Source organism: Pedococcus badiiscoriae (assembly GCF_013408925.1).
GTDB classification, from domain to species: domain Bacteria; phylum Actinomycetota; class Actinomycetes; order Actinomycetales; family Dermatophilaceae; genus Pedococcus; species Pedococcus badiiscoriae.
The window spans coordinates 2758697-2784912 of record NZ_JACCAB010000001.1; the positions used below are offsets into that span (position 1 = coordinate 2758697).

At 70.8% G+C, this 26216-nt stretch carries 25 protein-coding genes; 16 read left to right on the forward strand and 9 right to left on the reverse strand.

What is annotated here, in order from left to right; genetic code table 11:
- Positions 1-42 precede the first annotated feature (42 nt).
- The 3 genes from BJ986_RS13005 (at position 43) to BJ986_RS13015 (ending at position 3755) form a co-directional block, all read left to right on the forward strand.
- Complete coding sequence (locus tag BJ986_RS13005) at positions 43-1272, forward strand: MFS transporter (RefSeq protein WP_337795265.1); 1230 nt, start codon at positions 43-45, stop codon at positions 1270-1272.
- A gap of 149 nt (positions 1273-1421) precedes the next feature.
- Positions 1422-3257 carry a translation elongation factor 4 gene (gene lepA / locus BJ986_RS13010; RefSeq protein WP_179423860.1) on the forward strand — a complete coding sequence of 612 codons (1836 nt, stop codon included), beginning with the start codon at positions 1422-1424 and terminating at the stop codon, positions 3255-3257.
- Between the two features lie 27 nt (positions 3258-3284).
- Positions 3285-3755, forward strand: coding sequence for a hotdog fold domain-containing protein (locus tag BJ986_RS13015; protein WP_179422363.1), 471 nt, complete (start codon positions 3285-3287; stop codon positions 3753-3755).
- 56 nt (positions 3756-3811) lie between these two features.
- Here BJ986_RS13015 and BJ986_RS13020 read toward each other — a convergent pair whose 3' ends face one another.
- Positions 3812-4609 (reverse strand): tyrosine-protein phosphatase, encoded by a 798-nt coding sequence (locus BJ986_RS13020; protein ID WP_179422364.1) that lies wholly within the window; start codon positions 4607-4609, stop codon positions 3812-3814.
- A 335-nt stretch (positions 4610-4944) separates the two neighbouring features.
- Here BJ986_RS13020 and hemW point away from each other — a divergent pair, with 335 nt between their 5' ends.
- Positions 4945-6171, forward strand: coding sequence for a radical SAM family heme chaperone HemW (gene hemW / locus BJ986_RS13025; RefSeq protein ID WP_179422365.1), 1227 nt, complete (start codon positions 4945-4947; stop codon positions 6169-6171).
- A 10-nt stretch (positions 6172-6181) separates the two neighbouring features.
- On the opposite strand, the gene BJ986_RS13030 is transcribed toward hemW, so the two are convergent.
- Positions 6182-6613, reverse strand: coding sequence for a DUF4870 domain-containing protein (locus BJ986_RS13030; protein ID WP_238338097.1), 432 nt, complete (start codon positions 6611-6613; stop codon positions 6182-6184).
- Positions 6614-6748: 135 nt separating this feature from the next.
- Positions 6749-7648 (reverse strand): DUF3097 family protein, encoded by a 900-nt coding sequence (locus BJ986_RS13035; protein ID WP_179422366.1) that lies wholly within the window; start codon positions 7646-7648, stop codon positions 6749-6751.
- Positions 7649-7796: 148 nt separating this feature from the next.
- On the opposite strand from BJ986_RS13035, the gene hrcA reads away from it, so the two are divergent.
- From hrcA to BJ986_RS13050, 3 genes are all read left to right on the forward strand, one after another.
- Positions 7797-8828, forward strand: a complete 1032-nt coding sequence (hrcA, locus tag BJ986_RS13040) for a heat-inducible transcriptional repressor HrcA (protein WP_179422367.1) — start codon at positions 7797-7799, stop codon at positions 8826-8828.
- A 69-nt stretch (positions 8829-8897) separates the two neighbouring features.
- On the forward strand, positions 8898-10022 hold the full coding sequence (gene dnaJ / locus BJ986_RS13045; RefSeq protein ID WP_179422368.1) for a molecular chaperone DnaJ: 1125 nt from the start codon (positions 8898-8900) through the stop codon (positions 10020-10022).
- 14 nt (positions 10023-10036) lie between these two features.
- The gene (locus BJ986_RS13050; protein WP_179422369.1) at positions 10037-10780 is read left to right on the forward strand and encodes a 16S rRNA (uracil(1498)-N(3))-methyltransferase; all 744 of its coding nucleotides are present in this window, start codon (positions 10037-10039) and stop codon (positions 10778-10780) included.
- A gap of 33 nt (positions 10781-10813) precedes the next feature.
- On the opposite strand, the gene BJ986_RS13055 is transcribed toward BJ986_RS13050, so the two are convergent.
- Together BJ986_RS13055 and BJ986_RS13060 are read right to left on the reverse strand one after the other, a co-directional pair.
- Positions 10814-11941, reverse strand: a complete 1128-nt coding sequence (locus BJ986_RS13055) for a Gmad2 immunoglobulin-like domain-containing protein (RefSeq protein ID WP_179422370.1) — start codon at positions 11939-11941, stop codon at positions 10814-10816.
- Entirely contained in the window at positions 11938-12486 is a 549-nt protein-coding gene (locus BJ986_RS13060) for a SigE family RNA polymerase sigma factor (RefSeq protein WP_337795268.1), read from the reverse strand. Before BJ986_RS13060 ends, BJ986_RS13055 begins: the two co-directional genes overlap by 4 nt.
- A gap of 69 nt (positions 12487-12555) precedes the next feature.
- Here BJ986_RS13060 and BJ986_RS13065 point away from each other — a divergent pair, with 69 nt between their 5' ends.
- The 6 genes from BJ986_RS13065 to BJ986_RS13090 all read left to right on the forward strand — a co-directional run bounded on the left by BJ986_RS13065 (position 12556) and on the right by BJ986_RS13090 (position 17887).
- The gene (locus BJ986_RS13065) at positions 12556-12927 is read left to right on the forward strand and encodes a histidine triad nucleotide-binding protein (protein ID WP_179422371.1); all 372 of its coding nucleotides are present in this window, start codon (positions 12556-12558) and stop codon (positions 12925-12927) included.
- A gap of 48 nt (positions 12928-12975) precedes the next feature.
- On the forward strand, positions 12976-14031 hold the full coding sequence (locus BJ986_RS13070; protein ID WP_179422372.1) for a PhoH family protein: 1056 nt from the start codon (positions 12976-12978) through the stop codon (positions 14029-14031).
- On the forward strand, positions 14009-14476 hold the full coding sequence (gene ybeY, locus BJ986_RS13075) for an rRNA maturation RNase YbeY (protein ID WP_179422373.1): 468 nt from the start codon (positions 14009-14011) through the stop codon (positions 14474-14476). The genes BJ986_RS13070 and ybeY overlap by 23 nt, the downstream gene beginning before the upstream one ends.
- A 10-nt stretch (positions 14477-14486) precedes the next feature.
- A complete protein-coding gene (locus BJ986_RS13080; protein ID WP_179422374.1) occupies positions 14487-15809 on the forward strand; it encodes a hemolysin family protein in 1323 nt (440 codons plus the stop codon).
- Complete coding sequence (gene era / locus BJ986_RS13085) at positions 15806-16744, forward strand: GTPase Era (protein ID WP_179422375.1); 939 nt, start codon at positions 15806-15808, stop codon at positions 16742-16744. Before BJ986_RS13080 ends, era begins: the two co-directional genes overlap by 4 nt.
- A 108-nt stretch (positions 16745-16852) precedes the next feature.
- A complete protein-coding gene (locus BJ986_RS13090) occupies positions 16853-17887 on the forward strand; it encodes an aspartate-semialdehyde dehydrogenase (protein WP_179422376.1) in 1035 nt (344 codons plus the stop codon).
- 81 nt (positions 17888-17968) lie between these two features.
- Here the strand turns inward: BJ986_RS13090 and BJ986_RS13095 are convergent, their stop codons facing one another.
- The gene (locus BJ986_RS13095) at positions 17969-19909 is read right to left on the reverse strand and encodes an acyl-CoA dehydrogenase family protein (protein WP_179422377.1); all 1941 of its coding nucleotides are present in this window, start codon (positions 19907-19909) and stop codon (positions 17969-17971) included.
- A 90-nt stretch (positions 19910-19999) separates the two neighbouring features.
- The gene (locus BJ986_RS13100; protein WP_179422378.1) at positions 20000-20896 is read right to left on the reverse strand and encodes a GNAT family N-acetyltransferase; all 897 of its coding nucleotides are present in this window, start codon (positions 20894-20896) and stop codon (positions 20000-20002) included.
- A 110-nt stretch (positions 20897-21006) separates the two neighbouring features.
- Here BJ986_RS13100 and BJ986_RS13105 point away from each other — a divergent pair, with 110 nt between their 5' ends.
- Together BJ986_RS13105 and BJ986_RS13110 are read left to right on the forward strand one after the other, a co-directional pair.
- A complete protein-coding gene (locus tag BJ986_RS13105) occupies positions 21007-21660 on the forward strand; it encodes a GntR family transcriptional regulator (protein WP_179422379.1) in 654 nt (217 codons plus the stop codon).
- A gap of 24 nt (positions 21661-21684) precedes the next feature.
- A complete protein-coding gene (locus tag BJ986_RS13110) occupies positions 21685-22704 on the forward strand; it encodes a 1-aminocyclopropane-1-carboxylate deaminase (RefSeq protein ID WP_179422380.1) in 1020 nt (339 codons plus the stop codon).
- Here the strand turns inward: BJ986_RS13110 and BJ986_RS13115 are convergent.
- Positions 22683-23495, reverse strand: coding sequence for a hypothetical protein (locus BJ986_RS13115; protein ID WP_179422381.1), 813 nt, complete (start codon positions 23493-23495; stop codon positions 22683-22685). The two genes, BJ986_RS13110 and BJ986_RS13115, sit on opposite strands and share 22 nt — an antisense overlap.
- A 223-nt stretch (positions 23496-23718) precedes the next feature.
- Here BJ986_RS13115 and leuA point away from each other — a divergent pair, with 223 nt between their 5' ends.
- Complete coding sequence (gene leuA, locus BJ986_RS13120; protein ID WP_179422382.1) at positions 23719-25461, forward strand: 2-isopropylmalate synthase; 1743 nt, start codon at positions 23719-23721, stop codon at positions 25459-25461.
- 35 nt (positions 25462-25496) lie between these two features.
- Here leuA and BJ986_RS13125 read toward each other — a convergent pair whose 3' ends face one another.
- A complete protein-coding gene (locus BJ986_RS13125) occupies positions 25497-26144 on the reverse strand; it encodes an alpha-ketoglutarate-dependent dioxygenase AlkB (RefSeq protein ID WP_179422383.1) in 648 nt (215 codons plus the stop codon).
- Positions 26145-26216: the final 72 nt, after the last annotated feature.

Below are 26216 nucleotides of genomic sequence, written 5' to 3' on the forward strand. Positions count from 1 at the left end.
CCATGGAGGAATGACCGCCCGACCCGCTGTCGTTGCACTCCCGTGAGCGACGCCACCCTCTCCAGCCCGACCACCGACCTCGACGACGGGCCGGTGGTCCGCCCCGCCCACGTCAACCTCGCCCTGCTCGCGCTGGCGGTCGGGGGGTTCGCCATCGGCACCACGGAGTTCGTGACCATGGGGCTGCTGCCCGAGGTGGCGGCCGGGGTGGGCGTCGACATCCCGACGGCCGGTCACGTCGTGTCCGCCTACGCCGCGGGGGTGGTCGTCGGCGCCCCGGTCCTGGCGACGCTCGGCACGAAGATCCCGCGCAAGCAGCTGCTGCTCTGGCTGATGGGGGCCTTCGCGGTGGCGAACGTGCTCTCCTCCTTCGCGACCAGCTACGGCCTGCTCATGGGAGCGCGGTTCCTGTCAGGGCTGCCGCACGGGGCGTACTTCGGGGTCGGGTCGCTGGTCGCAGCCTCGATGGTGCCGGCACACCGTCGCACGTGGGCGGTGTCGATGATGATCACGGGCCTCACCGTGGCCAACATCGTGGGCGTCCCCGTGACGACCCGCATCGGCCAGGCCTACGGCTGGCAGTGGCCGTATGCCGTGGTGGGCGTGATCGCCCTGCTCACCGTCCTCGCGGTGTGGCGCTGGGTGCCGTTCTGCCCCGCGGACGGCGGAGTGAGCATGCGATCGGAGCTCTCCGCCCTCAAGCGCCCCCAGGTCTGGCTGGCGCTGGGGATCGGCACGGTGGGGTTCGGCGGCATGTTCTCCACGTTCTCCTACATCTCCCCGACGATGACCGAGCTCGGCGGGTTCGGCAGCGCGACGATCCCGCTGATCCTCGCCCTCTACGGCGTGGGGATGACGGTCGGCGCGCTGCTCTCCGGCCCGGTGTCACGCCTCGGCCTCCTGCGGGGGATCACCATCCTGCTGGCGGCGATCGCCGTGATGCTCTTCCTCTTCGGCCCCGCCGTGCAGAGCGCGAAGTGGTCCGGGCTGACGGCCGTCTTCATGCTCGGGCTGCTCCCGAGCGTGCTGGTCCCGATGCTGCAGACCCGGCTGATGGATGTCGCCCACGAGGGCCAGGCGCTCGCGGCCGCCCTCAACCACTCCACCCTCAACATCGCCAACGCCCTCGGCGCCTGGCTCGGGTCGATCGTCCTGTCCGCGGGGCTGGGCTACGAGTGGCCGTCCCGCGTGGGCGGGATGCTGGCCGTGGCGGGGATCGGCATCGCCGTGTGGTCCGCCCTGCTGCAGCGCTCGTCACAGCGGCGGGCCTGACTGCCGGGAGTCCGCACCTGGCTACCGGGAGCCCGCACCTGGCTGCCGGGAGTCGCGGTGGCCCGTCACCGGCATACCTCGTCCCGTGGGAGGATGGGCCGTTCCGTTCTCCCCGACGTCCCGTGAGGTTTGAAGCACCCGTGTCCCCGATGGCCCGCACCGCGCTGCAACCGCACGCAACGCCGCCGGACCTGATCCGGAACTTCTGCATCATCGCCCACATCGACCACGGCAAGTCGACGCTGGCCGACCGGATGCTCCAGATCACCGGCGTCGTCGACGGCCGCGACATGCGCGCGCAGTACCTCGACAAGATGGACATCGAGCGCGAGCGGGGCATCACCATCAAGTCCCAGGCCGTCCGGATGCCTTGGGAGGTCGACGGCACGACGTACGCGCTCAACATGATCGACACGCCCGGGCACGTCGACTTCACCTACGAGGTGTCGCGATCGCTCGCTGCCTGCGAGGGCGCGGTCCTGCTGGTGGACGCGGCGCAGGGGATCGAGGCGCAGACCCTGGCGAACCTCTACCTCGCCATGGAGAACGACCTCGCGATCATCCCCGTGCTCAACAAGATCGACCTGCCGGCGGCCCAGCCGGAGAAGTTCGCCGAGGAGCTGGCCGGCCTGATCGGCTGCCAGCCGGAGGACTGCCTGCGCGTCTCGGGCAAGACCGGCGTCGGGGTCGAACCCCTGCTCAACGAGATCGTCACCCAGCTGCCGCCCCCCGTCGGCGACGCCGATGCCCCGGCCCGCGCGATGATCTTCGACTCGGTCTACGACACCTACCGCGGCGTCGTCACCTACGTCCGGGTCATCGACGGCAACCTCAACCCGCGCGAGAAGATCGCGATGATGTCGACCAAGGCCACCCACGAGCTGCTCGAGATCGGCGTCAGCTCGCCCGAGCCGACGCCGGCCAAGGGCCTGGGCGTGGGGGAGGTGGGCTACCTCATCACCGGGGTGAAGGACGTGCGCCAGTCCAAGGTCGGGGACACCGTCACCAACGCGGCCAAGCCCGCGAAGGAGCCACTCGGCGGCTACCGGGACCCCAAGCCGATGGTGTTCTCCGGTCTCTACCCGATCGACGGGTCGGACTACCCCGACCTGCGCGACGCCCTCGACAAGCTCAAGCTGAACGACGCCGCCCTGGTCTACGAACCCGAGACCTCGGCCGCGCTGGGCTTCGGCTTCCGGATCGGCTTCCTCGGCATGCTGCACCTCGAGATCGTCCGCGAGCGGCTCGAGCGCGAGTTCGACCTCGACCTCATCTCCACGCTGCCCAACGTCGTCTACGACGTGACGATGGACGACGGCAAGGTGCTCACGGTCACGAACCCGAGCGAGTTCCCCTACGGCAAGGTCTCGACCGTCACCGAGCCGGTCGTGCGCGCCACCGTGCTGGCGCCGAGCGAGTTCATCGGCGCGATCATGGAGCTGTGCCAGCAGAAGCGCGGCACGCTGCGTGGCATGGACTACCTCTCCGAGGAGCGCGTCGAGATGCGTTACACGCTGCCGCTCGCCGAGATCGTCTTCGACTTCTTCGACCAGCTGAAGTCGCGCACCCGCGGCTATGCCTCGCTCGACTACGAGCCCGACGGAGACCAGGTCGCCGACCTGGTCAAGGTCGACATCATGCTCCAGGGCGAGACCGTCGACGCCTTCAGCTCGATCGTGCACAAGGACAAGGCATACGCCTACGGCGTGATGATGGCGGGCAAGCTCAAGGAGCTCATCCCGCGCCAGCAGTTCGAGGTGCCCATCCAGGCGGCCATCGGCTCGCGCATCATCGCCCGCGAGAACATCCGGGCGATCCGCAAGGACGTGCTCGCCAAGTGCTACGGCGGTGACATCAGCCGCAAGCGCAAGCTGCTCGAGAAGCAGAAGGCCGGCAAGAAGCGGATGAAGAACATCGGCAGCGTCGAGGTGCCCCCGGAGGCCTTCATCGCCGCCCTGTCGAACGACCCGGTCGGGAAGAAGTAGTGGTTACCGGCGGGTAATGTTGGGCCCATGGTCGACACCTACGCGCTGTACCGACGCCTCGCGGCATACCCGCAGGGCCGACGGATCTTCTCGCTCGTCTTCGAACAGGCGGCCCCGTACTTCCGCACTGCACGTCCGCGGTTCGTGGAGCTCGGACCCAACCGTGCCGAGCTGACGATCGCAAAGCGCCACCGGGTGCAGAACCACATCGGCACCGTCCACGTGATCGCGATCTGCAACGGTCTCGAGGCGGCCATGGGGGCCCTGGCCGAGGCGACGATCCCGCCGTCGCGTCGCTGGATCCCCAAGGGCATGCAGGTGGAGTACACCGCGAAGGCGACGACCGACATCCGGTGCGTCGCGGAGACCGATCCCGCCGACTGGGCGCGTGAGGGCGACGTCGAGATCCCGGTGCGGGTCAAGGGAGTCCGCGCGGACGGCACCACCGTCGTGGAGGGCATCATCCGGCTCTGGGTGACCGACAAGCCGACCCGCTGAGAGCGGTCGTGGCCCGACGAGGGGTCCACCGACAAGGGGTAGGCCGCGTGGCCGGGTCAGGCGCGCAGGCTCGCTCGCAGGGCCTCGACCTCGTCCTCGGTCCAGCCCTGCGCGCGCAACCAGCCACTCGCGCCGCCGTAGCGTTCGGCCAGCACGGTGAGGATCCGCTCCATGGTCTGCGGCTTGGGGCGGTGGTGGTCCAGCGACTGCCCTGCCAGCGCTTCGCCATAGGCAGGGCGGGCCATGAGCCGGGCCACGACGCGCTCGATCCGCTCACCGGTGGCCACGTAGTCGGCGACGACGTCCTCGTCGCTGACCCCGGCCACGGACAGCGCCAGGCCCACGACGGTGCCCGTGCGGTCCTTGCCTGCGGCGCAGTGCACGATCGTCGCGCCACGGCTGCCCGAGACCACCCGCAGCGCAGCGCTGATCGAGTCGGGCCGGTGGGCGAGGTAGCCGAGGTAGTGGCTGGCCCAGTAGTCGTCGTCCAGGCGCGGTTCTGCGTCGACCGCCGCCTGGTCGGCCTTGGACCACGGCAGCACCAGGGCCTCCGCGGCGGTGACCTCCCGGATGTCGTCGCGGAAGAGCGAGTGGTGGTGGTGGTGGGTCAGGTTCCGCGCCCGCAGCGGCCCGGGGCCTTCGAGGTGGAGCTCCACGGTGCTGCGCAGGTCGACGACGTCGGTGACGCCCAGGCGACCGGTCAGGGCGTCGACGTCGGCCTCGCTGAGGTCCTGGAGGTTGTCCGAGCGCAACAGCCGCCCGGTGGCGACCTCGCCGCCGTCGGTGGTCGGCAGCCCCCCGAGGTCACGCATGTTGACGACGCCGTCGAGCTCGATCCAGAGGGGAGTGGCCACGCCTCGACCCTACGTGGGGACCCGGGCACAAAAGGTGAGGGCCTCGACTGCGTCCATGTTTCCGAGGCCCAGACGTTCAGGTTCGCGGCTGCCCGCAACAAAGGTGAGGGCCTCGGAAAGTATGAGTTTCCGAGGCCCTCGACGGTCAGGACCGAGGTCCTGACCGACGCTCTCGCCGAAGCGATTGCGTGGGCTATTTCTAATCCAGGGTCAGGTCGCCCACAAGTGGTTCGGCAGAATTTCCCGGGACTTTCAGGGCCAGTTTCGGTCCGTGACGGCGTGTCCTCACGACACGCCGTGTCCGGGCCCGTCGGCCGGGCTGCGAGGATGGACGCATGCCCAGCGCCCTGCCCGACGGTGACCCGGCACCGGCGGACGGTCAACTGCCGCAGGCGTCCCTTCAGGCTCTGCCTCGCCGCCCGTTCGGCATCTACCTGCACGTGCCGTTCTGCTCGGTGCGCTGCGGCTACTGCGACTTCAACACCTACACGCTGACTGAGCTCGGCGTCGACGGGGCCAGCGTCGACACCTTCGCGGATGCCGCGCTGCGCGAGCTGGCCTTCGCCGTCGACGTGCTCGGCGACGTGCCGACCGTCGACACGGTGTTCGTCGGCGGGGGCACACCCACGATGCTCGCCGCCGAGGACCTGGCCCGGATGCTCGACGGCATCCGGGCCAGGTTCGGGCTCTCGGCGGACGCCGAGGTGACGACCGAGGCCAACCCCGACTCGGTGACCCCGGCGGGGCTCGACCTGCTGGCCGCAGCCGGGTTCACGAGGGTGTCCCTGGGCATGCAGTCGGCCGTCCCGCACGTCCTGAGGACGCTCGAGCGCACCCACGACCCGGCCAACGTGGAGCGCGCGGTTGCCGCCGCGCGTGCGGCAGGGCTGCAGGTCAGCCTCGACCTGATCTACGGCACGCCCGGCGAGTCGCTCGACGACTGGCGGACCAGCCTGGCCGCGGCGACCGCCCTCGAGCCGGACCACGTCTCGGCCTACGCCCTCGTCGTCGAGGAGGGCACCAAGCTGGCTGCCCAGGTCCGGCGCGGACAGGTGCCGGCTCCCGAGGATGACGACGAGGCCGCCAAGTACGAGATCGCCGACGAGCACCTCGCCGCGGCCGGCTACTCCTGGTACGAGGTGAGCAACTGGGCCCGGCGGGCCGATGCCCGGTGCCGCCACAACGAGGGCTACTGGGCGGACGGCAACTGGTGGGGGATCGGGCCGGGAGCGCACAGCCACGTCGGCGGCGTGCGGTGGTGGAACGTCAAGCACCCCAACGCGTATGCCGCCCGCGTCGCCGAGGGGCTCAGCCCCGCCCACGGCCGGGAGACGCTGACCGACGAGCAGCGGTACGACGAGCGCGTGCTGCTCGGCGTGCGCCTCGTGGACGGTCTGCCGGTCGAGGAGCTGCGGGACGAGGGCCGCCTGGCCGTCGCCGGTCTCCTCGCTGACGGCCTCGTGGAGGCGCAGGCGGCCCTGCGCCGTCAGCGCGTCGTGCTGACCAGGCAGGGCCGCCTGCTCGCGGACACCGTGGTGCGACGGCTCCTCGGCCTCCGCTGACCCGACGGCGTTACTTCACGAGCTCCGGCGTCATCGGGTAGCGGTACCACTCGCCGTTGTTGGCCTTGACGGCCGCGATGATCGACAGGACGACCCACGCGATCCCCGTGGCGATGAGGAACGGGATCCCGATCAGCACGAGCGACAGCAGCCCGAAGACCCAGAAGGCGATCGTGACGATGATCTGGAAGTTCAGGGCCTGGGCGGCGTGGAACCGCACGAAGGGCCCCCTGTCCTTGAACACGAGGAAGACGATGAGGGGGCCGAGGAACGGCAGGCCCACGATGGCGGCCACGAACGGTGCGATGTGCACCAGCGTCGCCCAGGTCTTCTCGTCCTGCGGGGACATCGGATGCGGAACCGCGCCGTAGGCCTGCTGCGGCGGGACGTTCGGCTGCTCAGGCTGCGTTGGTTGCTCGGGCTGCGTCGGTTGGTCGGTCATGGGTTTCTCCGTGGTGGTGGCCTGCAGGGTGTCTGCACCTAGTGAAACGCATGGAGGGGCTGGGTGGTCCCGCCTTCGGGGTGGAATCGGGGGTGTGGTCAGGGGAGCGTCAGGGCCGACCCTGACCCGGACGCCTCAACGGCGTGGGTCGGTCACCGAGTCCGCTTGCGCCTCCGTGACGAAGTCGATGAGCTCCTCGACGCTGGCGAGCAGGGTCGGCTCGAGGTCGGCGTACGACCGCACCGTCCCGAGGATCTGCTTCCACGCCCTCGCGATGTCGGCCTGGTCGTCGTGCGCCCACCCCAGGTGCGCGCAGATCCCGTGCTTCCACGACTGGCCGCGAGGGATCACCGGCCACTGCGTCAGGCCGAGCCGCTCGGGGCGCACGCTCTGCCACACGTCGACGTACGGGTGCCCGAGGATCCGCACGTGGGCGGCATACGGTCCACGGGCCGCGTCCTGCACGACGCGGTGCTCCTTGGTGCCGGGCAGCAGGTGGTCGACGAGCACCCCCATCCGGCGGCCCGGACCCGGCTGGAAGTCGGCGATCGCCGCGACCAGGTCGTCGACGCCGTCCAGCATCTCGACCACCACACCCTCGATCCGCAGGTCCGCGCCCCACACCTTCTCGACCAGCTCGGCGTCATGCCGGCCCTCGACGAAGATGCGTGAGCCGCTCGCCACCCGGGCCGTGGCCCCGTGCACGGCCCGTGAGCCCGAGGCCGTGCGCGAGGCGGCGGCCTTGGCCTGCTCGAGCTGCGCGCGGGCGGCCGCGGTGGGTGGGGTCAGGACGACCGGAGCCCCGTCGAGCAGGAAGCCGGGGCCCATCGGGAAGCCCTTGGTGCGACCGCGACGGTCCTCCAGGTGCACGACCCGCATCCCCCCGGCCTTCTCGACGCGGACCACGGCACCGCACCAGCCGGTCTCGACGTCCTCGACGACCAGGCCGGTCTCGGCCTCGACCTCGCGCGAACGTCCCCGCGGGGGGAGCTTCCAGTCACCGGACAGGACATCGGAGCCATAGCGGTCGGACACCGACGCAGGGTATGCCGCGCGGAGCCCCGGGCGGCGAGGGCGCGCCGCCCGTGCTGCCCGGACAGGGGAACCCCGTAGACTTGGCACTCGCTGAGCCTGAGTGCCAGCCTGTCCGTAGTCGGGCCAGATCGGTTGAAGGAGGTGCCTGATGAGCGAGGAACGTCGACTCGCCGTGCTGCGCGCGATCGTGCAGGACTACGTCCAGACATCCGAACCGGTGGGTTCCAAGGCGCTGCTCGACCGTCACCAGCTGGGGGTCTCGGCCGCCACGGTGCGCAACGACATGGCGGCGCTGGAGGAGGAGGGCCTCATCGCCGCCCCGCACACCAGCGCCGGGCGGGTGCCGACCGATGCCGGCTACCGCCTGTTCGTCGACCGGCTGAGCTCCGTCAAGCCCATGACCGCGGCCGAGCGGGCCGCGATCGCCCAGTTCCTCGAGGGCGCCGTCGACCTCGACGACGTCGTCGACCGGACGGTTCGCCTGCTGGCGTCGCTGACCAGGCAGGTCGCCGTCATGCAGTACCCATCGCTGACGCGGTCGACGGTGCGGCACATCGAGTTCGTCGCGATGGGTCCGACCCGCCTGATGGTGGTGCTCATCGTCAACACCGGCCGCGTCGAGCAGCGCGTCATCGAGACCAGCCAGGACCTGTCCACCAAGGAGGGTGAAGCCACGCTCGGACTGGTCCGGGCCAAGGTCAACGCCCGCGCCGTGGGGCAGCGGCTGGTCGAGGCCGCCGCGTCGCTGGCGAACCTCGCCGACGAGTTCGAGCCGGCCGACCGCGACCTGGTCCGCGCCGTCGTGCGGTCCCTCGACGACGCGCTGGTGGAGGAGCGCGAGGAGCGGGTCGTCCTCGCGGGCACGGCGAACCTGGCGCGCGTCGGCACCGACTTCCCCCTCAGCATCGGCCCGGTCCTCGAAGCGCTCGAGCAGCACGTCGTGCTGCTCAAGCTGCTCGGCACCGCGCGCGAGACCTCCGACATGGTCTCGGTCCGCATCGGCCACGAGAACCCGTTCGCCGGGCTCCAGTCGACCTCGGTCGTCTCGACCGAGTACGGCTCGGGCTCCGAGCTCGTCGCCGGTCTGGGTGTCCTCGGGCCCACCCGGATGGACTACCCCACGACCATGGCGTCCGTGCGGGCCGTGGCCACCTACGTCTCCCGAATCCTCGCGCAATGACGCGCGTCCGACCTCGTACCGCCAACCGTCACCCCGGTGACACCAAGGACACTCGTTGAAGGACATCCGTTGAACGACTACTACCAGGACCTGGGTGTGTCCCGGGACGCCAGCCCCGAGGACATCAAGCGCGCGTACCGCAAGAAGGCGCGGACGCTGCACCCCGACGTCAACCCGAGCCCGGAGGCCGAGGAGCAGTTCAAGAAGGTCTCGCAGGCCTATGACGTGCTCTCCGACGCCGACAAGCGGCGTTCCTACGACATGGGTTCGGACCCGTATGCCGCAGGTGCCGCCGGTTTCGGCCAGGGCTTCTCCTTCAGCGACATCATGGACGCCTTCTTCGGTGCCGGCGCCGGGCAGGCCCAGCGCGGTCCGCGCTCGCGGCAGCGGCGTGGCCAGGACGCCCTCATCCGGCTCGACATCGACCTCGGCGACGCCGTGTTCGGCGCCGAGAAGGAGCTCGCGATCGAGACAGCCGTGGTGTGCTCGACCTGTCACGGCGACGGCGCCCAGCCCGGCACCTCGCGGCGCACCTGCGACGTCTGCGGTGGACGCGGCGAGATCCAGCAGGTCCAGCGCTCGTTCCTCGGCCAGGTGATGACGACCCGTCCGTGCGCCACCTGCCAGGGCTACGGCGAGGTGCTCGTGAGCCCGTGCTTCGAGTGCTCCGGTGACGGCCGGGTCCGCACCCGTCGCACGCTCAAGATCAAGGTCCCGGCGGGGGTCGACACCGGCACCCGCATCCAGCTCGGCGGCGAGGGCGAGGTCGGTCAGGGTGGTGGCCCGGCGGGCGACCTCTACGTCGAGGTGGCCGTGCGCGCGCACCAGACCTTCCAGCGCCGGGGCGACGACCTGCACTGCACCGTCGAGCTGCCCATGACCGCTGCCGCCCTCGGCACGACGATCAAGCTCGACACGTTCGACGGGAGCAACGAGCTCGAGATCAAGGCGGGCACCCAGCCCGGCGACGCGATGACGCTGCGCGGCCTCGGGGTCACGCACCTGCGCGGCACGGGCCGTGGCGACCTCATCATCCACGCCAACGTGCAGACGCCGACGCGGCTCGACGAGCAGCAGGAGGAGCTCCTGCGCCAGCTGGCCACCCTGCGGGGCGAGGAGCACCCGGCGGGGCGGCTGTCCCCGGCCCACCCCGGGCTGTTCGGCAAGCTGCGCGACGCGTTCAAGGCCAAGTAGCGAGATCCTGCGACGTGACCCTCCCGCTCTTCCTCGTCGAGCCGGCCGTCCTCGCCGAGGCCGTCGCTGGCACGCGCCTGGTGCTCGACGGCCCTGAGGGCCGGCACGCGGCGACCGTGCGCCGGATCGCCGCCGGCGAGGGCGTCATGCTCGCCGACGGCGCCGGACTGCGGGTCACCTGCACGGTCCTGGGGGCCGGCAAGGCAGAGCTGGAGCTGGCCGTGGTGGACGTGGCCCGCGAGCCTGAGGCGATCCCGCGGTTCGTCCTCGTCCAGGCCCTGGCCAAGGGCGACCGGGACGACCAGGCGATCGAGGCGGCCACCGAGTTCGGGGTTGACGAGGTGGTCCCCTGGCAGGCGTCCCGCAGCATCGTCCAGTGGCGGGGCGAGCGGGGTGACAAGGCCCGGCGCAAGTGGGAGTCGACCGTCGCCGCGGCAGCCAAGCAGTCCCGCCGCGCCCGCGTGCCGGTGGTCGCCGAGCTGCTCACGACGAAGACCCTCGCCGGGCGGGTCGGCGGCGCCGCAGCGGCATACCTGCTGCACGAGGATGCGACGCAGAGCCTTGCGGCACAGGCACTTCCGACCGAGGGCGAGGTCCTGGTCATCGTGGGCCCCGAGGGTGGCGTGACGCCGGAGGAGGTCGCCGCGCTCGAGGCCGCGGGGGCGCTGACGGTGCGCCTGGGAGACACCGTGCTCCGGTCGTCGAGCGCGGGGCCGGCCGCGCTGGCCGTGCTGAGCGCGGCCGCGCGCTGGCGCTGAGCGGGGTCGCGCTCACACGGTGACGCGGCCCCGTCACCGCACCGTGAACGACACCGCCTTCTCCGCGCTCACGGAACCGTCCTTGGCACTCAGCTCGCGGACGTGGATCGTGTAGCTGCCCGCGGTGAGCCTGCCGAGGTCGATTGAGTAGCTGCCCTGCATGGGGGCTCCGATCGTGGCCATGGCGTGACCGGTCGACACCGTGGTGGTGCCGCGCTCGAGCTGCCAGTTGACGGTCGCCTCGAACACGATGGCCAGCCCCCTGACGACCACTGGCTTCGCCTTCGGAAGCACCTGGTCGCCGGTCGGTGAGGTGATCCAGATCGGGGCGATGTCCTCGTAGAGCCGGTCCGACGGTGGCCGGGTGAAGGCCTGAGCGGTCGAGATCGACCCGAACAGCGTCGTCGACCCATCGGCGACCTGGAACCGCACGGGGAGGGTCTTCTGGGCTGCGGCCTGCGCCGTCCAGACGAGCTCCTGGACCGCCAGCCGCTGCGTCTCGGCATCGAAGCCGGCGGCTCCGGGACTGCTCAACGTCACCTGGATGGCGTCGGGCGTGACAGTGGCGGCCGTGACCCGGGTGCCGCTCCACGGCTGGAGGTAGCCGTTGGTGTTGCTGAACGGCTGGGCGTTCATGGCGAGACCGAGGGCCACCTCGACCCGCTTCGCGTCGCCCCCGCCGACGGGGACCGCCCCGCTGACGAACTCGCGGAAGAGCTTGTAGGTGGGCTTCGCGTCCCCGATCGGGCCGACGAAGTAGACGGGCAGCGCCACCGACTTCGTCGTCCCCGCCCCGGTCGGCGGCGCCGTACCGGGCGAGGTGGTGGATGACGTCGGGGCGGAGGTCGCGGACTGCGACGGACCCGAGGTCTGCGGGGGAGTGATCGTCGGGCCGTCGTCGTGACCGGACCACCACAGGCCGCCGATGATCGCCGCCACGGCCGCCGCCGCGGCAAGTGGCATCACCCAGCGCCTGGCACCGGAACCACCGGTCGCCGTCACCGGTCCTGCCTCGTGGGCCTCGTGCAGGATCGTGTCGAGGCGGTGCGACGGGCGGACCTGCTGGGCGTCCTGGATCAGGGCCCGGCGCAGCCGCCGCTCGACCTGGTCGAACTCCCCGGGCTCGGAGTCGGGGTGCAGGAAGTCGGTGCGGTCGCTCATGACGCCGCCTCCATCCGGTCGCGAAGGGTCGCCAGGCCACGGTGGGCATGGGCCTTGACCGAGCCCGCGGAGATGCCGAGGGCGTCGGCGATCTCGGCCTCGCTCAGGTCGAGGTAGTAGCGCATCGTGAGGACCTCTCTCTGGCGCTGGGGCAGCCGCCGCAGCGCGCCGATCATGGATGTGGTGGTCTCGGACTGGAGCGCCCGTTCCTCGGCGCTCACCTCCGTGTGCCGTGCGTATGCCGTGGGCTCAGCCTGCTGGCGGGCGACGTAGCGCTCCTCCACGCCCCGGTGTCGCAGGCCGGAACGCGCGCCGTTGACGACGGACCGCCGCAGGTAGGCCGCAGCCGCCTGGTGCTCCCGGATCGTGTCCCAGCGCCGGTGCACGGCGATGAAGGCGTCCTGGACGACCTCCTCGGCCGCGAGGTCGTCACGCAGCAGCAACCACGCCAACCGGACCAGCCCGGTCCAGTGGGCGGCATACAGCTCGGCAATGGCCTCGTCGGCCGCTGGCCGGACCTCGCCACGGCGGTCATGCTCTGCCACGCTCAACAGTCTCACGACCCGATGACGCGCAGCCCCGACAACGGGTTGACGCGCCGTAAGGTCGGGTTCATGAACACTCCGGCCACGCGGCGCACCGACCCCGAATGCCTGTTCTGCACGATCGTGGCGGGGGGCATCCCGGCCACGGTGGTCTACGAGGACGAGGCGACCTTCGCGTTCCGGGACCTCGAGCCCCAGGCGCCGACCCACATCCTGGTGGTCCCGCGCCACCACGTGCCGAACGTCGGCGCCCTCGCCCACGAGGCGCCGGACGACGCTGCCGCCCTCCTGCGGACGGTGGCGGCCGTCGCGGCGCAGGAGGGCATCGCGGACCGTGGGTACCGCTCGGTCTTCAACACCGGTGCCGAGGCGCACCAGACCGTTTTCCATGCCCACGTCCACGTGCTCGGCGGCCGGTCGATGACGTGGCCTCCTGGCTGAGCCGCGCCGTGGGCGCCCGGCTTCGACGCACCGTAGACTGGTCGGACCATGCCAGATCCTGATCATCCGACCACGCTGGGGGGCGCGCCCGATGGCGCCCTTCCGATGCCCACCCACACCGTCGAGATCCCTGCCCAGGTGCAGATGGTCACGCTCCTCGGCCCCCGCGACGAGCTGCTGCGCACGATGGAGCGGGCCTTCCCGCAGTTGCAGATCCACGTCCGGGGCAACGAGTTCCACCTGACCGGACCGAGTGCGGAGGTCGCGCTCGCGGAGCGCACCATCGACGAGCTCCTGCTGGTCATCGAGGGCGGCCAGCCGCTGAACCGTGACGCCGTCGAGCGCTCGATCAGCATGTTGCGCGCCCAGACCACCGAGCGCCCCGCCGACGTGCTCACCATGAACATCGTCAGCAACCGGGGCCGCACCATCCGGCCCAAGACGCTCAACCAGAAGCACTACGTCGACGCGATCGACGAGCACACCATCGTCTTCGGCATCGGCCCGGCAGGCACCGGCAAGACCTACCTCGCGATGGCCAAGGCGGTCGCGGCGCTCCAGGCCAAGCAGGTCAACCGGATCATCCTGACGCGTCCGGCGGTCGAGGCGGGCGAGCGGCTGGGGTTCCTGCCCGGCACGCTCAACGACAAGATCGACCCGTACCTGCGCCCGCTCTACGACGCGCTGCACGACATGGTCGACCCCGAGTCGATCCCCCGGCTGATGGCTGCCGGTACCATCGAGGTCGCCCCGCTGGCCTACATGCGCGGGCGCTCCCTCAACGACGCGTTCATCATCCTCGACGAGGCGCAGAACACCTCCCCCGAGCAGATGAAGATGTTCCTCACCCGCCTCGGCTTCGGGTCCAAGATGGTCGTCACCGGTGACGTGACCCAGATCGACCTCCCCGACGGCACCAAGTCGGGGCTGCGGGTGGTCCGCGACATCCTCGGCGACGTCGAGGACATCCACTTCTCGCTGCTCACCGCCCAGGACGTCGTCCGGCACCGCCTCGTCGGCGCGATCGTCGATGCCTACGGCCGCTGGGACGAGCAGGAACAGGACTCGGGAGGGCGAGGGCGTGAGCGTCGACGTTCTCAATGAGACGGACTTCGAGCTCGACGAGCTCGAGCTGGTGGCGCTGAGCCGCTACGTCATGGGCGAGATGCGGGTCCACCCCGGTGCCGACCTGTGCCTGCGGCTGGTGGACGAGGCCGCGATGGAGGTGCTCCACGTGCAGTGGATGGACCTGCCCGGCCCCACCGACGTGATGAGCTTCCCGATGGACGAGCTGCGCCCCGGCCGGGAGGGCGACGAGCCCGAGGAGGGCGTCCTCGGCGACATCGTCCTGTGCCCGTCGGTGGCGGCCAGACAGGCTGCCGAGGCCGGTCACGCGACCGAGGAGGAGCTCCTGCTGCTGACCACGCACGGGATCCTGCACCTGCTCGGGTACGACCACGCGGAACCCGAGGAGGAGCGCGAGATGTTCGAGCTCCAGAGGCAGCTGCTGCTGACCTTCCTCGCGGGCCGCGGGCGGCCCTCCACCTGATGGGGCGCTGATGACCGCACTCGTCTTCGCAGCCCTGCTCAGCATCGCCATCGCCTTCCTCCTCTCGGCGGCCGAGGCGGCCGTGTGGCGGATGTCCCGGGTGCGTGCCCAGGAGCTGCTCGAGGAGAAGCGCCCCGGGGCCGTGGCGCTGTCGCGCATCGTCGCCGACAGCGCGGCATACCTGTCGGTGACGGCGTTCCTCCGCATCGTGGCGGAGTCGACCACCGCGGTCCTGATCACCCTCGGCACGATCGACCTGGTCGAGGGGTTCTGGCGCCGGCTGCTGATCGCCATCGGCGTGATGGCCCTGGTGTCCTTCGTCGTGGTGGGGGTCTCGCCGCGCACGCTGGGTCGTCAGCACTCGGATTCCGTTGCCCTGCTTGCCTCCCCGGTGATCGTGGGTCTGCGCACGTTCCTCGGGCCGGTGGCGCGGGTGCTCATCGCCCTCGGCAACGCCGTGACGCCGGGGCGCGGCTACCGCGACGGCCCGTTCCAGAGCGAGTCGGAGCTGCGTGACCTCGTCGACCTCGCCGGGGAGAGCGCCGTGATCGAGGCCGGCGAGCGCGAGATGATCCACTCCGTCTTCGAGCTCGGGGACACCGTCGCGCGGGAGGTCATGGTGCCGCGCACCGACATGGTGACCATCGACAGCGAGAAGTCGCTGCGCTCGGCGATGTCGCTCTTCCTGCGGTCCGGGTTCTCGCGCATCCCCGTGGTGGGTGACGGCTCGGACGACGTCCTCGGCCTCCTCTACTTCAAGGACGTGGTCCGCCGCGTGAACGCCGACCCGGAGGCGGGCTCGCTGCCGGTGACGGCCCAGATGCGTCCGATGCACTACGTCCCCGAGAGCAAGCCGGTCGACGACCTGCTGCGCGAGATGCAGCGGGACCAGAGCCACTTCGCGCTCGTCGTCGACGAGTACGGCGGCACCGCCGGGCTCGTGACGATCGAGGACATCATCGAGGAGATCGTGGGCGAGATCGCGGACGAGTACGACCGGGAGGCGCCCGGGGTGGAGGACCTCGGGGACGGCACCTTCCGGGTGCCCGCGACCATGGACATCGACGACCTGGCCGACCTGTTCGACGTCGACATCGAGGAGGACGAGGTCGACACCGTCGGGGGCCTCATCGGCAAGTGCATCGGACGGGTCCCGATCGTCGGCTCCCGCTGCGAGGTGGCTGGGCTCGCCCTCACCGCCGAGCGGATGGCCGGTCGGCGGCACCGCATCGCCAGCGTGATCGTCCAGCGCCTCGACGTCGACGAGGATCCCGACGCCGACGGTGGCCACGACCGCACTACGGTGGAGCCCGAGCGCGAGGGAGTGTCATGACTGCGAGTGGTTCCGGAACGACCGACGGTTACGTCGCCGGCTTCGCCTGCCTCGTCGGACGGCCCAATGCCGGGAAGTCCACCCTGACGAACGCCCTGGTCGGGCACAAGGTGGCCATCACCTCCTCGAAGCCGCAGACCACCCGACACACGATCCGGGGGATCCTCACCACTGACTCCGCGCAGCTCGTGCTCGTCGACACCCCTGGGCTTCACAAGCCGCGGACGCTGCTGGGGGAGCGGCTCAACGACGTCGTGCGCGAGACCCTGCTCGAGGTCGACGTCATCGGCTTCTGCCTGCCTGCGGACCAGAAGATCGGGCCCGGCGACGGGTTCATCGCCCGGGAGCTCAAGGAGATCCAGCAGGACCGTCGCCGACCCGTCGTCGCCATCGCGACCAAGATCGACGCCGTCGACCGGCAGCGGCTCGCCGAGCACCTCATCGCGATCGACCAGCTGGGGGACTGGGAGGCCATCGTGCCCTGCTCGGCCGTCGACGGCCGCCAGGTCAAGGACGTGGCGCAGGTGCTGTCGAGCTACCTGCCGCCCTCACCGGGACCGCTCTACCCGCAGGGGCAGCTGACCGACGAGCCGGACGTCGTCATGATCGCCGAGCTCGTCCGTGAGGCAGCCCTCGAAGGCGTCCGCGACGAGCTGCCGCACTCGCTGGCCGTGGTGGTCGAGGAGATGGTGCAGCGCCCCGACCGGCCCGCCGACAAACCCCTGCTCGACATCCGCGTCAACGTCTTCGTCGAGCGGTCGTCCCAGAAGGCCATCATCATCGGCCGTGGTGGGTCGCGACTGCGTGAGGTCGGCACCAACGCCAGGGCCGGGATCGAGAAGCTGTTGGGGCAGAAGGTCTACCTCGACCTGCACGTCAAGATCGCCAAGGACTGGCAGCGCGATCCCAAGCAGCTCCAGCGCCTCGGCTTCTGAGGCCTCGCCACCGCCCTCGGGGTGGACTTCCGACAACGAGCACCCGGGTTTCTGCCACATCGTGAGCCGCTGGACCGCAGCACGCGGGGGCCGACCTATCCTTGGCCCATGAGAATTGGTGTCTTCGGGGCCACCGGGCAGGTCGGCTCGGTCATGCGCGCACTCCTGGCCGAGCGGGGCTTCCCCGTCGACGAGATCCGCTACTTCGCCTCGGCGCGGTCGGCGGGCACGACGCTGCCGTGGGCCGGTGGCGAGGTCACCGTCGAGGACTCGGCCACGGCTGACTTCTCCGGGATCGACATCGCGCTCTTCTCGAACGGCGGGGCGGCGTCCAAGGAGCTGGCCCCCAAGGTCGCGGCGGCCGGTGCGATCGTGGTCGACAACTCGTCGGCGTGGCGCAAGGACCCCGACGTCCCGCTGGTCGTCAGCGAGGTGAACGCCGATGACCTCGACACCATCCCCAAGGGCATCGTCGCCAACCCCAACTGCACGACCATGGCCGCGATGCCCGTGCTCAAGCCGCTGCACGACGCGGCGGGACTCGTCCGCCTCACCGTGGCGTCCTACCAGGCCGTGTCCGGCTCCGGCGGCAAGGGCGTCCAGGAGCTCGACGGCCAGCTGCGCGGTGGGTATGCCGCGGGCTCACCTGCCGACCTCGCCCTGGACGGGCGAGCGGTGCCGGTGCCGGCACCCAACGTCTATGCCGTGCCGGTCGCCTTCAACGTCATCCCGCTCGCGGGGTCCGTCGTCGACGACGGGTCGCTGGAGACCGACGAGGAGCAGAAGCTGCGCAACGAGTCGCGCAAGATCCTGCACATCCCCGACCTGCTGGTCTCGGGCACCTGCGTCCGGGTGCCCGTCTTCACCGGGCACTCGCTCGCCATCCACGCCGAGTTCGCCGACGACATCACGCCCGAGCGCGCCCTGGAGCTGCTGGCCAAGGCCCCGGGTGTGGTCGTCACCGACGTGCCCAACCCGCTCGAGGCGGCTGGGCGCGACGAGGTCTTCGTGGGACGGGTGCGCGTCGACCAGGCGGCCCCGGCCGGCAAGGGCCTCGTGCTGTTCGTCGTCGGTGACAACCTGCGCAAGGGTGCCGCCCTCAACGCGGTGCAGATCGCCGAAGAGCTGCTCAAGCGCCGCTGACGCCGTGGTTCGCCGCTGACGCCGTGGTTCGGAGGTTGCGACGGGTCAGGACCCGCCGGACACTCCGAACAAGCGGCGAGGTCAGCGGACGGCACGCCAGACGGACTCGGTCTCGCTGGCCCCGGGTGACCACGGGGCGATCCACGGGCCGGTGCCCTCGCTCTGGTCGAGCACACCCTCCTCCAGCCAGGTGTAGTCGCCGGCCAGGACGCCCTTGGCCAGTCGGGTGTCGGCGTCGTCGGAGTTGGACCACAGGTCGGTGAAGAGGGCTTCGACCCGGTGTCGGCTCTGCTGGCAGAAGACGTCGGCCAGCTGGTAGGCAGACCTGCCCCGGGACTCGTCGTCCGTCCGGAGCATCTCCGCCCGGCTGCAGGCCGCGGCGATGGCGAAGAGCTCGGCGCCGATGTCGACGACCCGTCCGAGGAACGCCTGCCGGTACTCCAGCTTCGCCTGCCACCGCGACATGCCGTAGAAGGTCTGCCGGGCCAGCTTGCGACTGGACCGCTCGACGAACCGCAGGTGCGTCGCCAAGACGCCGAACTCGGCATACGAGGTGGGGGCCGCGCCCTTGCCGATGACCAGCTGCGGCAGCCACTTCGCATAGAAGCCGCTCGCACCCGCGGCGGCGCGGGCCTTGTCCTCGAGCGAGGCGTCCTTCTCGGCCAGTGCACCCGCGGCCTTGAGGTGGGCGTCGACGGCTTCGCGGGCGACGATCAGGTGCATGATCTCGGTCGAGCCCTCGAAGATCCGGTTGATCCGCAGGTCGCGCAGCATCTGCTCGGCCGGCACGGCACGTTCGCCACGGGCCCGCAGCGACTCGGCCGTCTCGTAGCCGCGACCCCCGCGGACCTGCACGAGCTCGTCGGCGATCTGCCAGGCCATCTCCGACGCCCAGAGCTTGGCGAGGGCGGCCTCGATGCGGATGTCCTTGCTGCCGGCGTCGGCCAGCTGCGCGGACAGCTCGAGCACCGACTCGAGGCCGTAGGTCGTGGCGGCGATGAAGGCGATCTTCTCGGCCACGGCCCCGTGCTCGCCGACGGGCCGTCCCCACTGCACCCGCTCGGCGGACCACTCGCGTGAGATCTTGAGCGCCCACTTGCCCGCGGCAGCGCACATGGCGGGGATGGACAGGCGCCCCGCGTTGAGGGTCGTCAGCGCGATCTTGAGCCCCTCACCCTCCTTGCCGAGGCGGTTCTCCGCGGGCACCCGCACCTGGTGGAAGCGGGTCAGGCCGTTCTCGATCCCCTTGAGCCCCATGAAGGAGTTGCGCCGCTCGACGGTGATCCCCTCAGCCCTGCCTTCCACGACGAAGGCGGTGATGCCGCCGCGCTGCCCGTCGTGCTCGGGCACCCGTGCCATGACGACGAGCAGCTCGGCGACGACGCCGTTGGTGGTCCACAGCTTCACCCCGTCGAGCAGGTAGGCCGTGCCGTCCTCGGTGGGGGTGGCGGTGCTGCCCATCCGGGCCGGGTCCGAGCCCACGTCCGGCTCGGTGAGCAGGAACGCCGAGATGGCGCCCGCGGCACACCGGGGGAGGAAGGCCTGCTTCTGCTCGGGAGTGCCGACGAGCTTGACGGGTTCGGGCACCCCGATGGACTGGTGGGCGGACAGGAGGGCCCCGAGGCTCGGGTGCGCCGACCCGACCAGCATGAGCGCCTTGCCGTAGGAGGACATCGTCAGCCCCAGTCCGCCGTACTCGCGGGGGATCTTCATGCCGAAGGCCCCGATGTCGGCCAGCCGTGCGAGATCCTCGTCGGGGACCTTCGCCTCGCGCTCGATCCGGGCCCCGTCGATCTGGGCGCAGACCTCGCGCAGCCTGGCCAGGAACTCCTCGCCACGCGCCTCGTCCTCGGCCGTCGCCCGCGGGTGAGGGTGCACCAGGTCGAGGTCGAAGTGGCCGAGGTAGAGGCCCTTGGCGAAGCTGGGGCGTTCCCAGTCCGTCTCTCGGGCCGCCTCCGCGACCGCGCGGGACTCCCGTTCGCTCGCGTTCACCACGGGTTCTTGGTCGAGGTCACTGCTCATGGGTCGCCTCCTGGGGGCTTCCCACGCTACTCGCGGGTATGCCGTGGCGCAGCCCCACGCGTCGTAGCCTGCGGTCGAGCCGGGCTCGGCTCAGAGGTCCGTCATCCAGTGGCGCCAGGTCCGGACGACCTGCATGCCGACGTGCTCGTAGAGCCCCAGGGCGCCCGTCCGCGAGTCCGTGGACAGCTCGCTGACGGTCGCTCCGTGGGCCCGGGCGCGCGCGAACGCGTCGACCAGGAGGGCCCGGGCCAGGCCGAGGCCGCGCTGGTCGTGACGGACGGCGATCGCGTCGACGTAGCCGGTCGCGCCCGCGAGGATCGTGAAGCAGACGCCCACGGCGGTGCCGGCCGGATCGACGACGAAGCGGATCTGCCACGGCTCGAACCCCGGGCGCAGCGGGCCGCGCGGCGCCCAGTCGTCGAAGCTCGAGGGGTCGCGGTCCGGCCACTCGTTGAAGGCGTCCTCGATCAGCTGGAACGCGACCCGTGCGTCGGCCGGCTCGGCGAGCTCGCGCAGGCCGTATCCCGGCGGCAGCGGCTGAGCCTCGATGGTCCGGTCCGCCGGCACCTGCAGCACCCACGACGTCCAACCCTGCCGGTAGCCGCGGCCCTGGAAGAACGCCTCTGCGCCGCTGCCCTCGGGAACGGTCTGCCCGACCAGCCTCGACCCGCGAGTGCGTGCGCAGTCCTCGAGCCAGTCAGCCAGCCAGCTGCCGATGCCCCGACCGCGGTAGTCCGGGTGCACGGAGGCGTCCGCCCGCCGGCCCTTGAACACCTCGCCGCATGCCGCGAGCCGGTCGCCTTCCCAGACACCGATGCTCTCGGTGGCGAGGTCGAAGCTGGCACGGGCCCAGTCGCCCTCGATGTCCTCGACCTCGATGGCCGCCTCGCCGAGGTCATGGGTCTCGGCAGCGGCGACGAGCTCGAAGACCGCCCGGGCGTCGGAGGGTGCCATCGGCCGGGCGGTCAGCGGGTCGGGGAGCTCCATGGCCGCATCGTGCCGGGTGGGGCGTCGCCGTCGCATGTGGTTTACGCCGCCGGGGTGTGCACAGCGAGCGACCCTTGACTTCTCCGAGACCCTGATATGCAATATATCGCATGCCAGTCCCGGCCACTCAGCTCCCCGTTTCTCGGGCCCTGCTGCGCGACGACGTCCATCGCCGACTGCGGGACGCCATCGTGGACGGCACCCTTGCCCCCGGTGAGCAGCTGCGCGACCAGGAGCTGGCAGCCTGGCTCGGGGTGAGCCGGACGCCGGTCCGTGAGGCACTGCTCCGCCTCCAGCAGGCCGGGCTCGTCGCGGCGTTGCCGGGTCGCTCGACCACGGTGGCCTCGCTCGACACCCGCGCGGCTCGTGACGCCCAGGCGGTCGTGGCGCAGATGCACCGGCTCGCGGTACACGACGCGGTCGGCCAGCTCACCGCCGCGGACCTGGCGCGCATGCGTGCGGCCAACACGCGGTTCGCGGCTGCCCTCGAGGCGGGCGACCCCGACGCGGCGCTCGAGGCGGATGACGAGCTGCACGGCATACCGGTGGAGGCGGCGGGCAACGCCGCGCTGGCCGCGGTCCTCGACCAGTTCACGCCGGTCCTACGCCGGGTCGAGCGGTTGCGGTTCGGCTCGCTCTCCGGGCGCGACTCGGTGTCCCTGCACGCGCGGCTCATCGACCTCTGCCAGGCGGGGGACCGGGAGGGTGCGGCCGCGGTGTCCCACGAGACCTGGCAGACCCTGGCTCCACTGCTCGAGACCTGACCGCCCCACCCACAGGAGAAGCCCATGTCGATCGCCGACTTCGAGCGTTACCCGCTCACCTTCGGCCCGAGCCCGGTGCACCACCTGTCCCGCCTGACCGAACACCTCGGCGGCGCCCAGGTCTGGGCGAAGCGGGAGGACTGCAACAGTGGGCTTGCCTTTGGTGGCAACAAGACCCGCAAGCTCGAGTACATCGTCCCCGATGCTCTCGCGCAGGGCGCCGACACGCTGGTGTCGATAGGCGGCTACCAGTCCAACCACACCCGGCAGGTGGCGGCCGTCGCGGCGCACCTCGGGCTCAAGTGCCGCCTCGTGCAGGAGAAGTGGGTGGACTGGGACGACCCGGTCAACGACAAGGTGGGCAACATCCTGCTGTCGCGGATCATGGGCGCCGACGCCCGCCTCGACCCGCACGGCTTCGACATCGGCATCCGTTCCTCCTGGGAGGACGCCCTGCGCGAGGTCGAGGAGGCGGGCGGCAGGCCGTACGGCATCCCGGCCGGGGCCTCCGAGCACCCCTTGGGTGGGCTGGGATTCGCAAACTGGGCTTACGAGGTGGCCGAGCAGGAGAAGGAGCTCGGCGTCTTCTTCGACACGATCGTGGTCTGCACGGTGACCGGGTCGACGCACGCGGGGATGATCGCCGGCTTCGCGGCCCTGGAGGATGCGGGCGGTCGTCCACGACGGGTGCTCGGCATCGACGCCTCGGCCACCATCGACAAGACCCGCGACCAGGTGCGCCGGATCGCCCAGCACACCGCCGACCTCATCGGCCTCGGACGCCCGCTGAGGGACGACGAGGTGACCGTGCTCGAGGGCTGGGCCGGCGACCTGTACGGCATCCCGGTCGAGTCGACCGTCGAGGCGATCCGCCTGAGCGGGCGCCTGGAGGGCATGATCATCGACCCCGTCTACGAGGGGAAGTCGATGGCCGGGCTCGTCGACCTCGTGACCACGGGTGAGATCGCGGCGGACTCGACAGTGCTCTACGCGCACCTGGGCGGCCAGCCCGCGCTCAACGCCTACTCGGGGATCTTCGACTGACCCTCGAAGGTCCAGCCGCGCTCGGCGAGGGCCTCTCGCAGGAAGCGAAGGGCGATCGGCCCCACGCCGTGCATCGCCGCCAGCTCCTGCTCGCCCCGGTCCCGCACCTGCTCCAGGGTCCAGATCCCTTCGGCCCGCAGGGCTCGAGTGGCCGGGGCGCCAATGCGCGGAAGGGGCGTGCCCTCCGGTGCCGCGGGTCGACCGAGCCGGGGTGCCCCAGACTCGGCATCCACCACGGCTGCTCCTCGGGGCGACAGCCGGTAGCCGATGTCGAGCGACTCCGTCAGTCCCAGCTCCTTGAGCTTGCGGACGTCGCGCTTGAAGCTCAGGGTGTCCCGTCCCAGCTCCGCGGCCAGCTCCGGGGCGCGGACCGTGGGGAGCCGGTCGATGATCGCCAGCGTGGCCCGGGTCCAGGGCCCGATGGCGGAGGCGCGGTCGAGCCGGTCGAGGCGCTCACGGATCGTGGACACCCCATCCGCGTCCGGGACCGTGCTGCGCAGCTGCTCGCGCGGGTCGGCTCCGGCATGGCGCAGGCCGACGCGCCACACCGGGCGGTCCGCCTTGGCCTCGAGCATCCGCCGCAGCTCGACCAGGGAGCTCGCGCCGGCGCGCCTGGCCTCCTCGGCGGTGATGCGCGACGGTGCGACCTTGTCGACGGAGGTCACGTCGAGCAGCCCCACCCGGGTGCGCAGCCTGGTCCCGACCACCACTCGCGGCCGGTCCCATCGGCGGAACGCCAGGTCGACCTCGCCCGCCTTGATGGCCGCGAGCGTGTCCGGTCGGATCATCATGACGGCAACCTACCGGCCACTCAGCCTGGGCGGCGTCCGGATGGTGGGCGACGTGGCTCGGACGTTGGACGTATGCCGGCCGCGCGGCATACCCTCGACTCGTGCGTTCTCTGCGCCTCCTCCTTCGCCGCCGCGGCGGGGCCTGACCGATCAGCCGCCCCTCGTCGCGGAGTAGCGTTGCCCCGGCTGACCTCAGCAGCAACGAATCGTTAGGCGAGAGAACATGATCCACCCGCAACAGCCGTCGGGTATGCCGGTCGCGAAGTACGTTCCGTTCAAGGACCAGATCCCGTTCGAGCTTCCGGACCGCACCTGGCCCGGGCGCGTCATCGAGCGCGCTCCGCGGTGGTGCGCGGTCGACCTTCGCGACGGCAACCAGGCCCTCATCGACCCGATGAGCCCGGACCGCAAGAAGCGGATGTTCGAGCTGCTGGTGCGGATGGGCTACAAGGAGATCGAGGTCGGCTTCCCGTCGGCGAGCCAGACCGACTTCGACTTCGTGCGGATGCTCATCGAGGACGACATGATCCCCGACGACGTCACGATCCAGGTGCTGACCCAGTGCCGTGACCACCTCATCGAGCGCAGCTTCGACGCGATTCGCGGGGCGAAGCAGGCCATCGTGCACTTCTACAACTCGACCTCGGTGCTCCAGCGGCGGGTCGTGTTCGGGCTCGACCAGGACGGCATCGTCGACATCGCGCTGCAGGCCGCGCGGCTGTGTCGCAAGCTCGAGGAGACCGTCCCCGACACGGTCGTCTACTACGAGTACAGCCCCGAGTCCTACACCGGCACCGAGCTCGAGTTCGCGGTGCGCATCTGCAACGAGGTGGCCGACGTCATCGACCCGACGCCGGACCACAAGATGATCATCAACCTGCCCGCGACCGTCGAGATGGCCACGCCCAACGTGTATGCCGACTCGATCGAGTGGATGATCCGGCACCTCGAGCGGCGCGAGTCGATCGTCGTCAGCCTGCACCCGCACAACGACCGCGGTACCGGGGTGGCCGCGGCCGAGCTCGGCTATCTCGCCGGCGCGGACCGCATCGAGGGCTGCCTCTTCGGCAACGGCGAGCGCACCGGCAACGTCGACCTCGTCACCCTCGGCATGAACCTCTTCAGCCAGGGCATCGACCCGCAGATCGACTTCTCGAACCTCGACGAGATCCGCCGGACCGTCGAGCACTGCAACCAGCTGCCGGTAGGCGAGCGCCACCCGTGGGGCGGGGACCTGGTGTTCACCGCCTTCTCCGGCTCGCACCAGGACGCCATCAAGAAGGGCTTCGAGGACATGGAGCGCCAGGTGGCCTCCAGCGGCAAGTCGATCAACGAGCTGGTCTGGGGCGTGCCCTACCTGCCGATCGACCCTCACGACGTCGGGCGGTCGTACGAGGCCGTGGTCCGGGTCAACAGCCAGTCGGGCAAGGGCGGCGTCGCCTACCTGCTCAAGACCGAGCAGCAGCTCGACCTGCCCCGCCGGCTGCAGATCGAGTTCAGCGGCGTGGTCCAGGCCAAGACCGACAGCGAGGGCGGGGAGGTCAGCGCGGCACAGCTGTGGGAGATCTTCCAGGACGAGTACCTGCCCGCGGTCGACGGAGCGGTCAACACGTGGGGCCGGTTCACCCCGGTCAGCCACTCGCTCATCAGCGAGCAGGACGGCATCGACAAGATCAGCGCCACGATGCTCGACCGCGGGGTCGAGGTGGTCGTCGAAGGCACCGGGAACGGACCGATCGCCGCGTTCATCGACGCGCTGTCCACCCTGGGCGTCGACGTGCGGGTGCTGGACTACGCCGAGCACGCGCTGTCCGCCGGTGGCGACGCCAAGGCGGCTGCCTACGTCGAGTGCGCCGTCGGCGAGCGGGTCCTGTGGGGCGTCGGCCTGCACAGCTCGATCGTCAAGGCGTCCCTCACCGCGGTGCTGTCCGCCGTCAACCGAGCGGAGCGCGCCGGGGCGGCCTGACCGGGGCCGCCCGACCGGCGCCGCCTGCTCCTCGGTCAGCGGATGCCGCGGGGGCGGAACTGGATGGAGATGCGCGGCCCGACGGCCTTGGTGGTCTTGGGGATCGCGTGCTCCCAGGTGCGCTGGCAGGAGCCACCCATGACCACGAGATCGCCATGGCCCAGGGAGAAGCCGATCGAGTGCCCGCCTCCTCGGGGACGTAGCGACAGCGTACGGGCCGACCCGATCGACAGGATGCCGACCATCGTGTCGAGGTCCTTGGCCCGCCCGACCCGGTCACCGTGCCACGCGACCGAGTCCCTGCCGTCCCGGTAGAGGCACATGCCTGCCGTCACGAACGGCTCGCCGAGCTGCGCGGCATACCACCGGCTCAGCTCCTCGCGAGCCTGGGTGAGGACCGGGTGGGGGAGGGGCTCGTCCTCGTCGTAGAACTTCAAGAGCCGCGGAACGTCGACCATGCGCTCGTACATCTCGCGCCGTTCGGCGTACCAGGGGACCTCGTGGTGAAGCGCCTCGAACAGCACGTCGGCGCCGGCCAGCCAGCCCGGGCGATAGTCGACCCACGCGCCGCGGCTGAGCTGGGTGCGGTGCAGCCCGTCGCCCAGGGGGTGCAGGTGGATGTCGTCACCGGTGTCGAGCAACGATGCCTGGAACGCTGACGGTCCCTGGAGTGCCGTGGACATGCCAGCAGCATATCTCATCTTCGAACACCTGTTCTAGTCTTGGGCGCTCGCAGGGGACTGGCCGCAGCGGCA

Coding starts and splice junctions, on each gene's coding strand:
- BJ986_RS13055 (WP_179422370.1), bottom strand. CDS start 11,941: ATGAGCGACCGCACCGACTTCCTGCACCCCGACTCCGAGCCCGGGGAG.
- BJ986_RS13125 (WP_179422383.1), bottom strand. CDS start 26,144: ATGTCCACGGCACTCCAGGGACCGTCAGCGTTCCAGGCATCGTTGCTC.
- BJ986_RS13030 (WP_238338097.1), bottom strand. CDS start 6,613: ATGACCGACCAACCGACGCAGCCCGAGCAACCAACGCAGCCTGAGCAG.
- BJ986_RS13080 (WP_179422374.1), top strand. CDS start 14,487: ATGACCGCACTCGTCTTCGCAGCCCTGCTCAGCATCGCCATCGCCTTC.
- BJ986_RS13070 (WP_179422372.1), top strand. CDS start 12,976: ATGCCAGATCCTGATCATCCGACCACGCTGGGGGGCGCGCCCGATGGC.
- BJ986_RS13115 (WP_179422381.1), bottom strand. CDS start 23,495: ATGATGATCCGACCGGACACGCTCGCGGCCATCAAGGCGGGCGAGGTC.
- hemW (WP_179422365.1), top strand. CDS start 4,945: ATGCCCAGCGCCCTGCCCGACGGTGACCCGGCACCGGCGGACGGTCAA.
- leuA (WP_179422382.1), top strand. CDS start 23,719: ATGATCCACCCGCAACAGCCGTCGGGTATGCCGGTCGCGAAGTACGTT.
- BJ986_RS13095 (WP_179422377.1), bottom strand. CDS start 19,909: ATGAGCAGTGACCTCGACCAAGAACCCGTGGTGAACGCGAGCGAACGG.
- BJ986_RS13090 (WP_179422376.1), top strand. CDS start 16,853: ATGAGAATTGGTGTCTTCGGGGCCACCGGGCAGGTCGGCTCGGTCATG.
- era (WP_179422375.1), top strand. CDS start 15,806: ATGACTGCGAGTGGTTCCGGAACGACCGACGGTTACGTCGCCGGCTTC.
- hrcA (WP_179422367.1), top strand. CDS start 7,797: ATGAGCGAGGAACGTCGACTCGCCGTGCTGCGCGCGATCGTGCAGGAC.
- lepA (WP_179423860.1), top strand. CDS start 1,422: ATGGCCCGCACCGCGCTGCAACCGCACGCAACGCCGCCGGACCTGATC.
- BJ986_RS13015 (WP_179422363.1), top strand. CDS start 3,285: ATGGTCGACACCTACGCGCTGTACCGACGCCTCGCGGCATACCCGCAG.
- BJ986_RS13065 (WP_179422371.1), top strand. CDS start 12,556: ATGAACACTCCGGCCACGCGGCGCACCGACCCCGAATGCCTGTTCTGC.
- BJ986_RS13110 (WP_179422380.1), top strand. CDS start 21,685: ATGTCGATCGCCGACTTCGAGCGTTACCCGCTCACCTTCGGCCCGAGC.
- BJ986_RS13100 (WP_179422378.1), bottom strand. CDS start 20,896: ATGGAGCTCCCCGACCCGCTGACCGCCCGGCCGATGGCACCCTCCGAC.
- BJ986_RS13105 (WP_179422379.1), top strand. CDS start 21,007: ATGCCAGTCCCGGCCACTCAGCTCCCCGTTTCTCGGGCCCTGCTGCGC.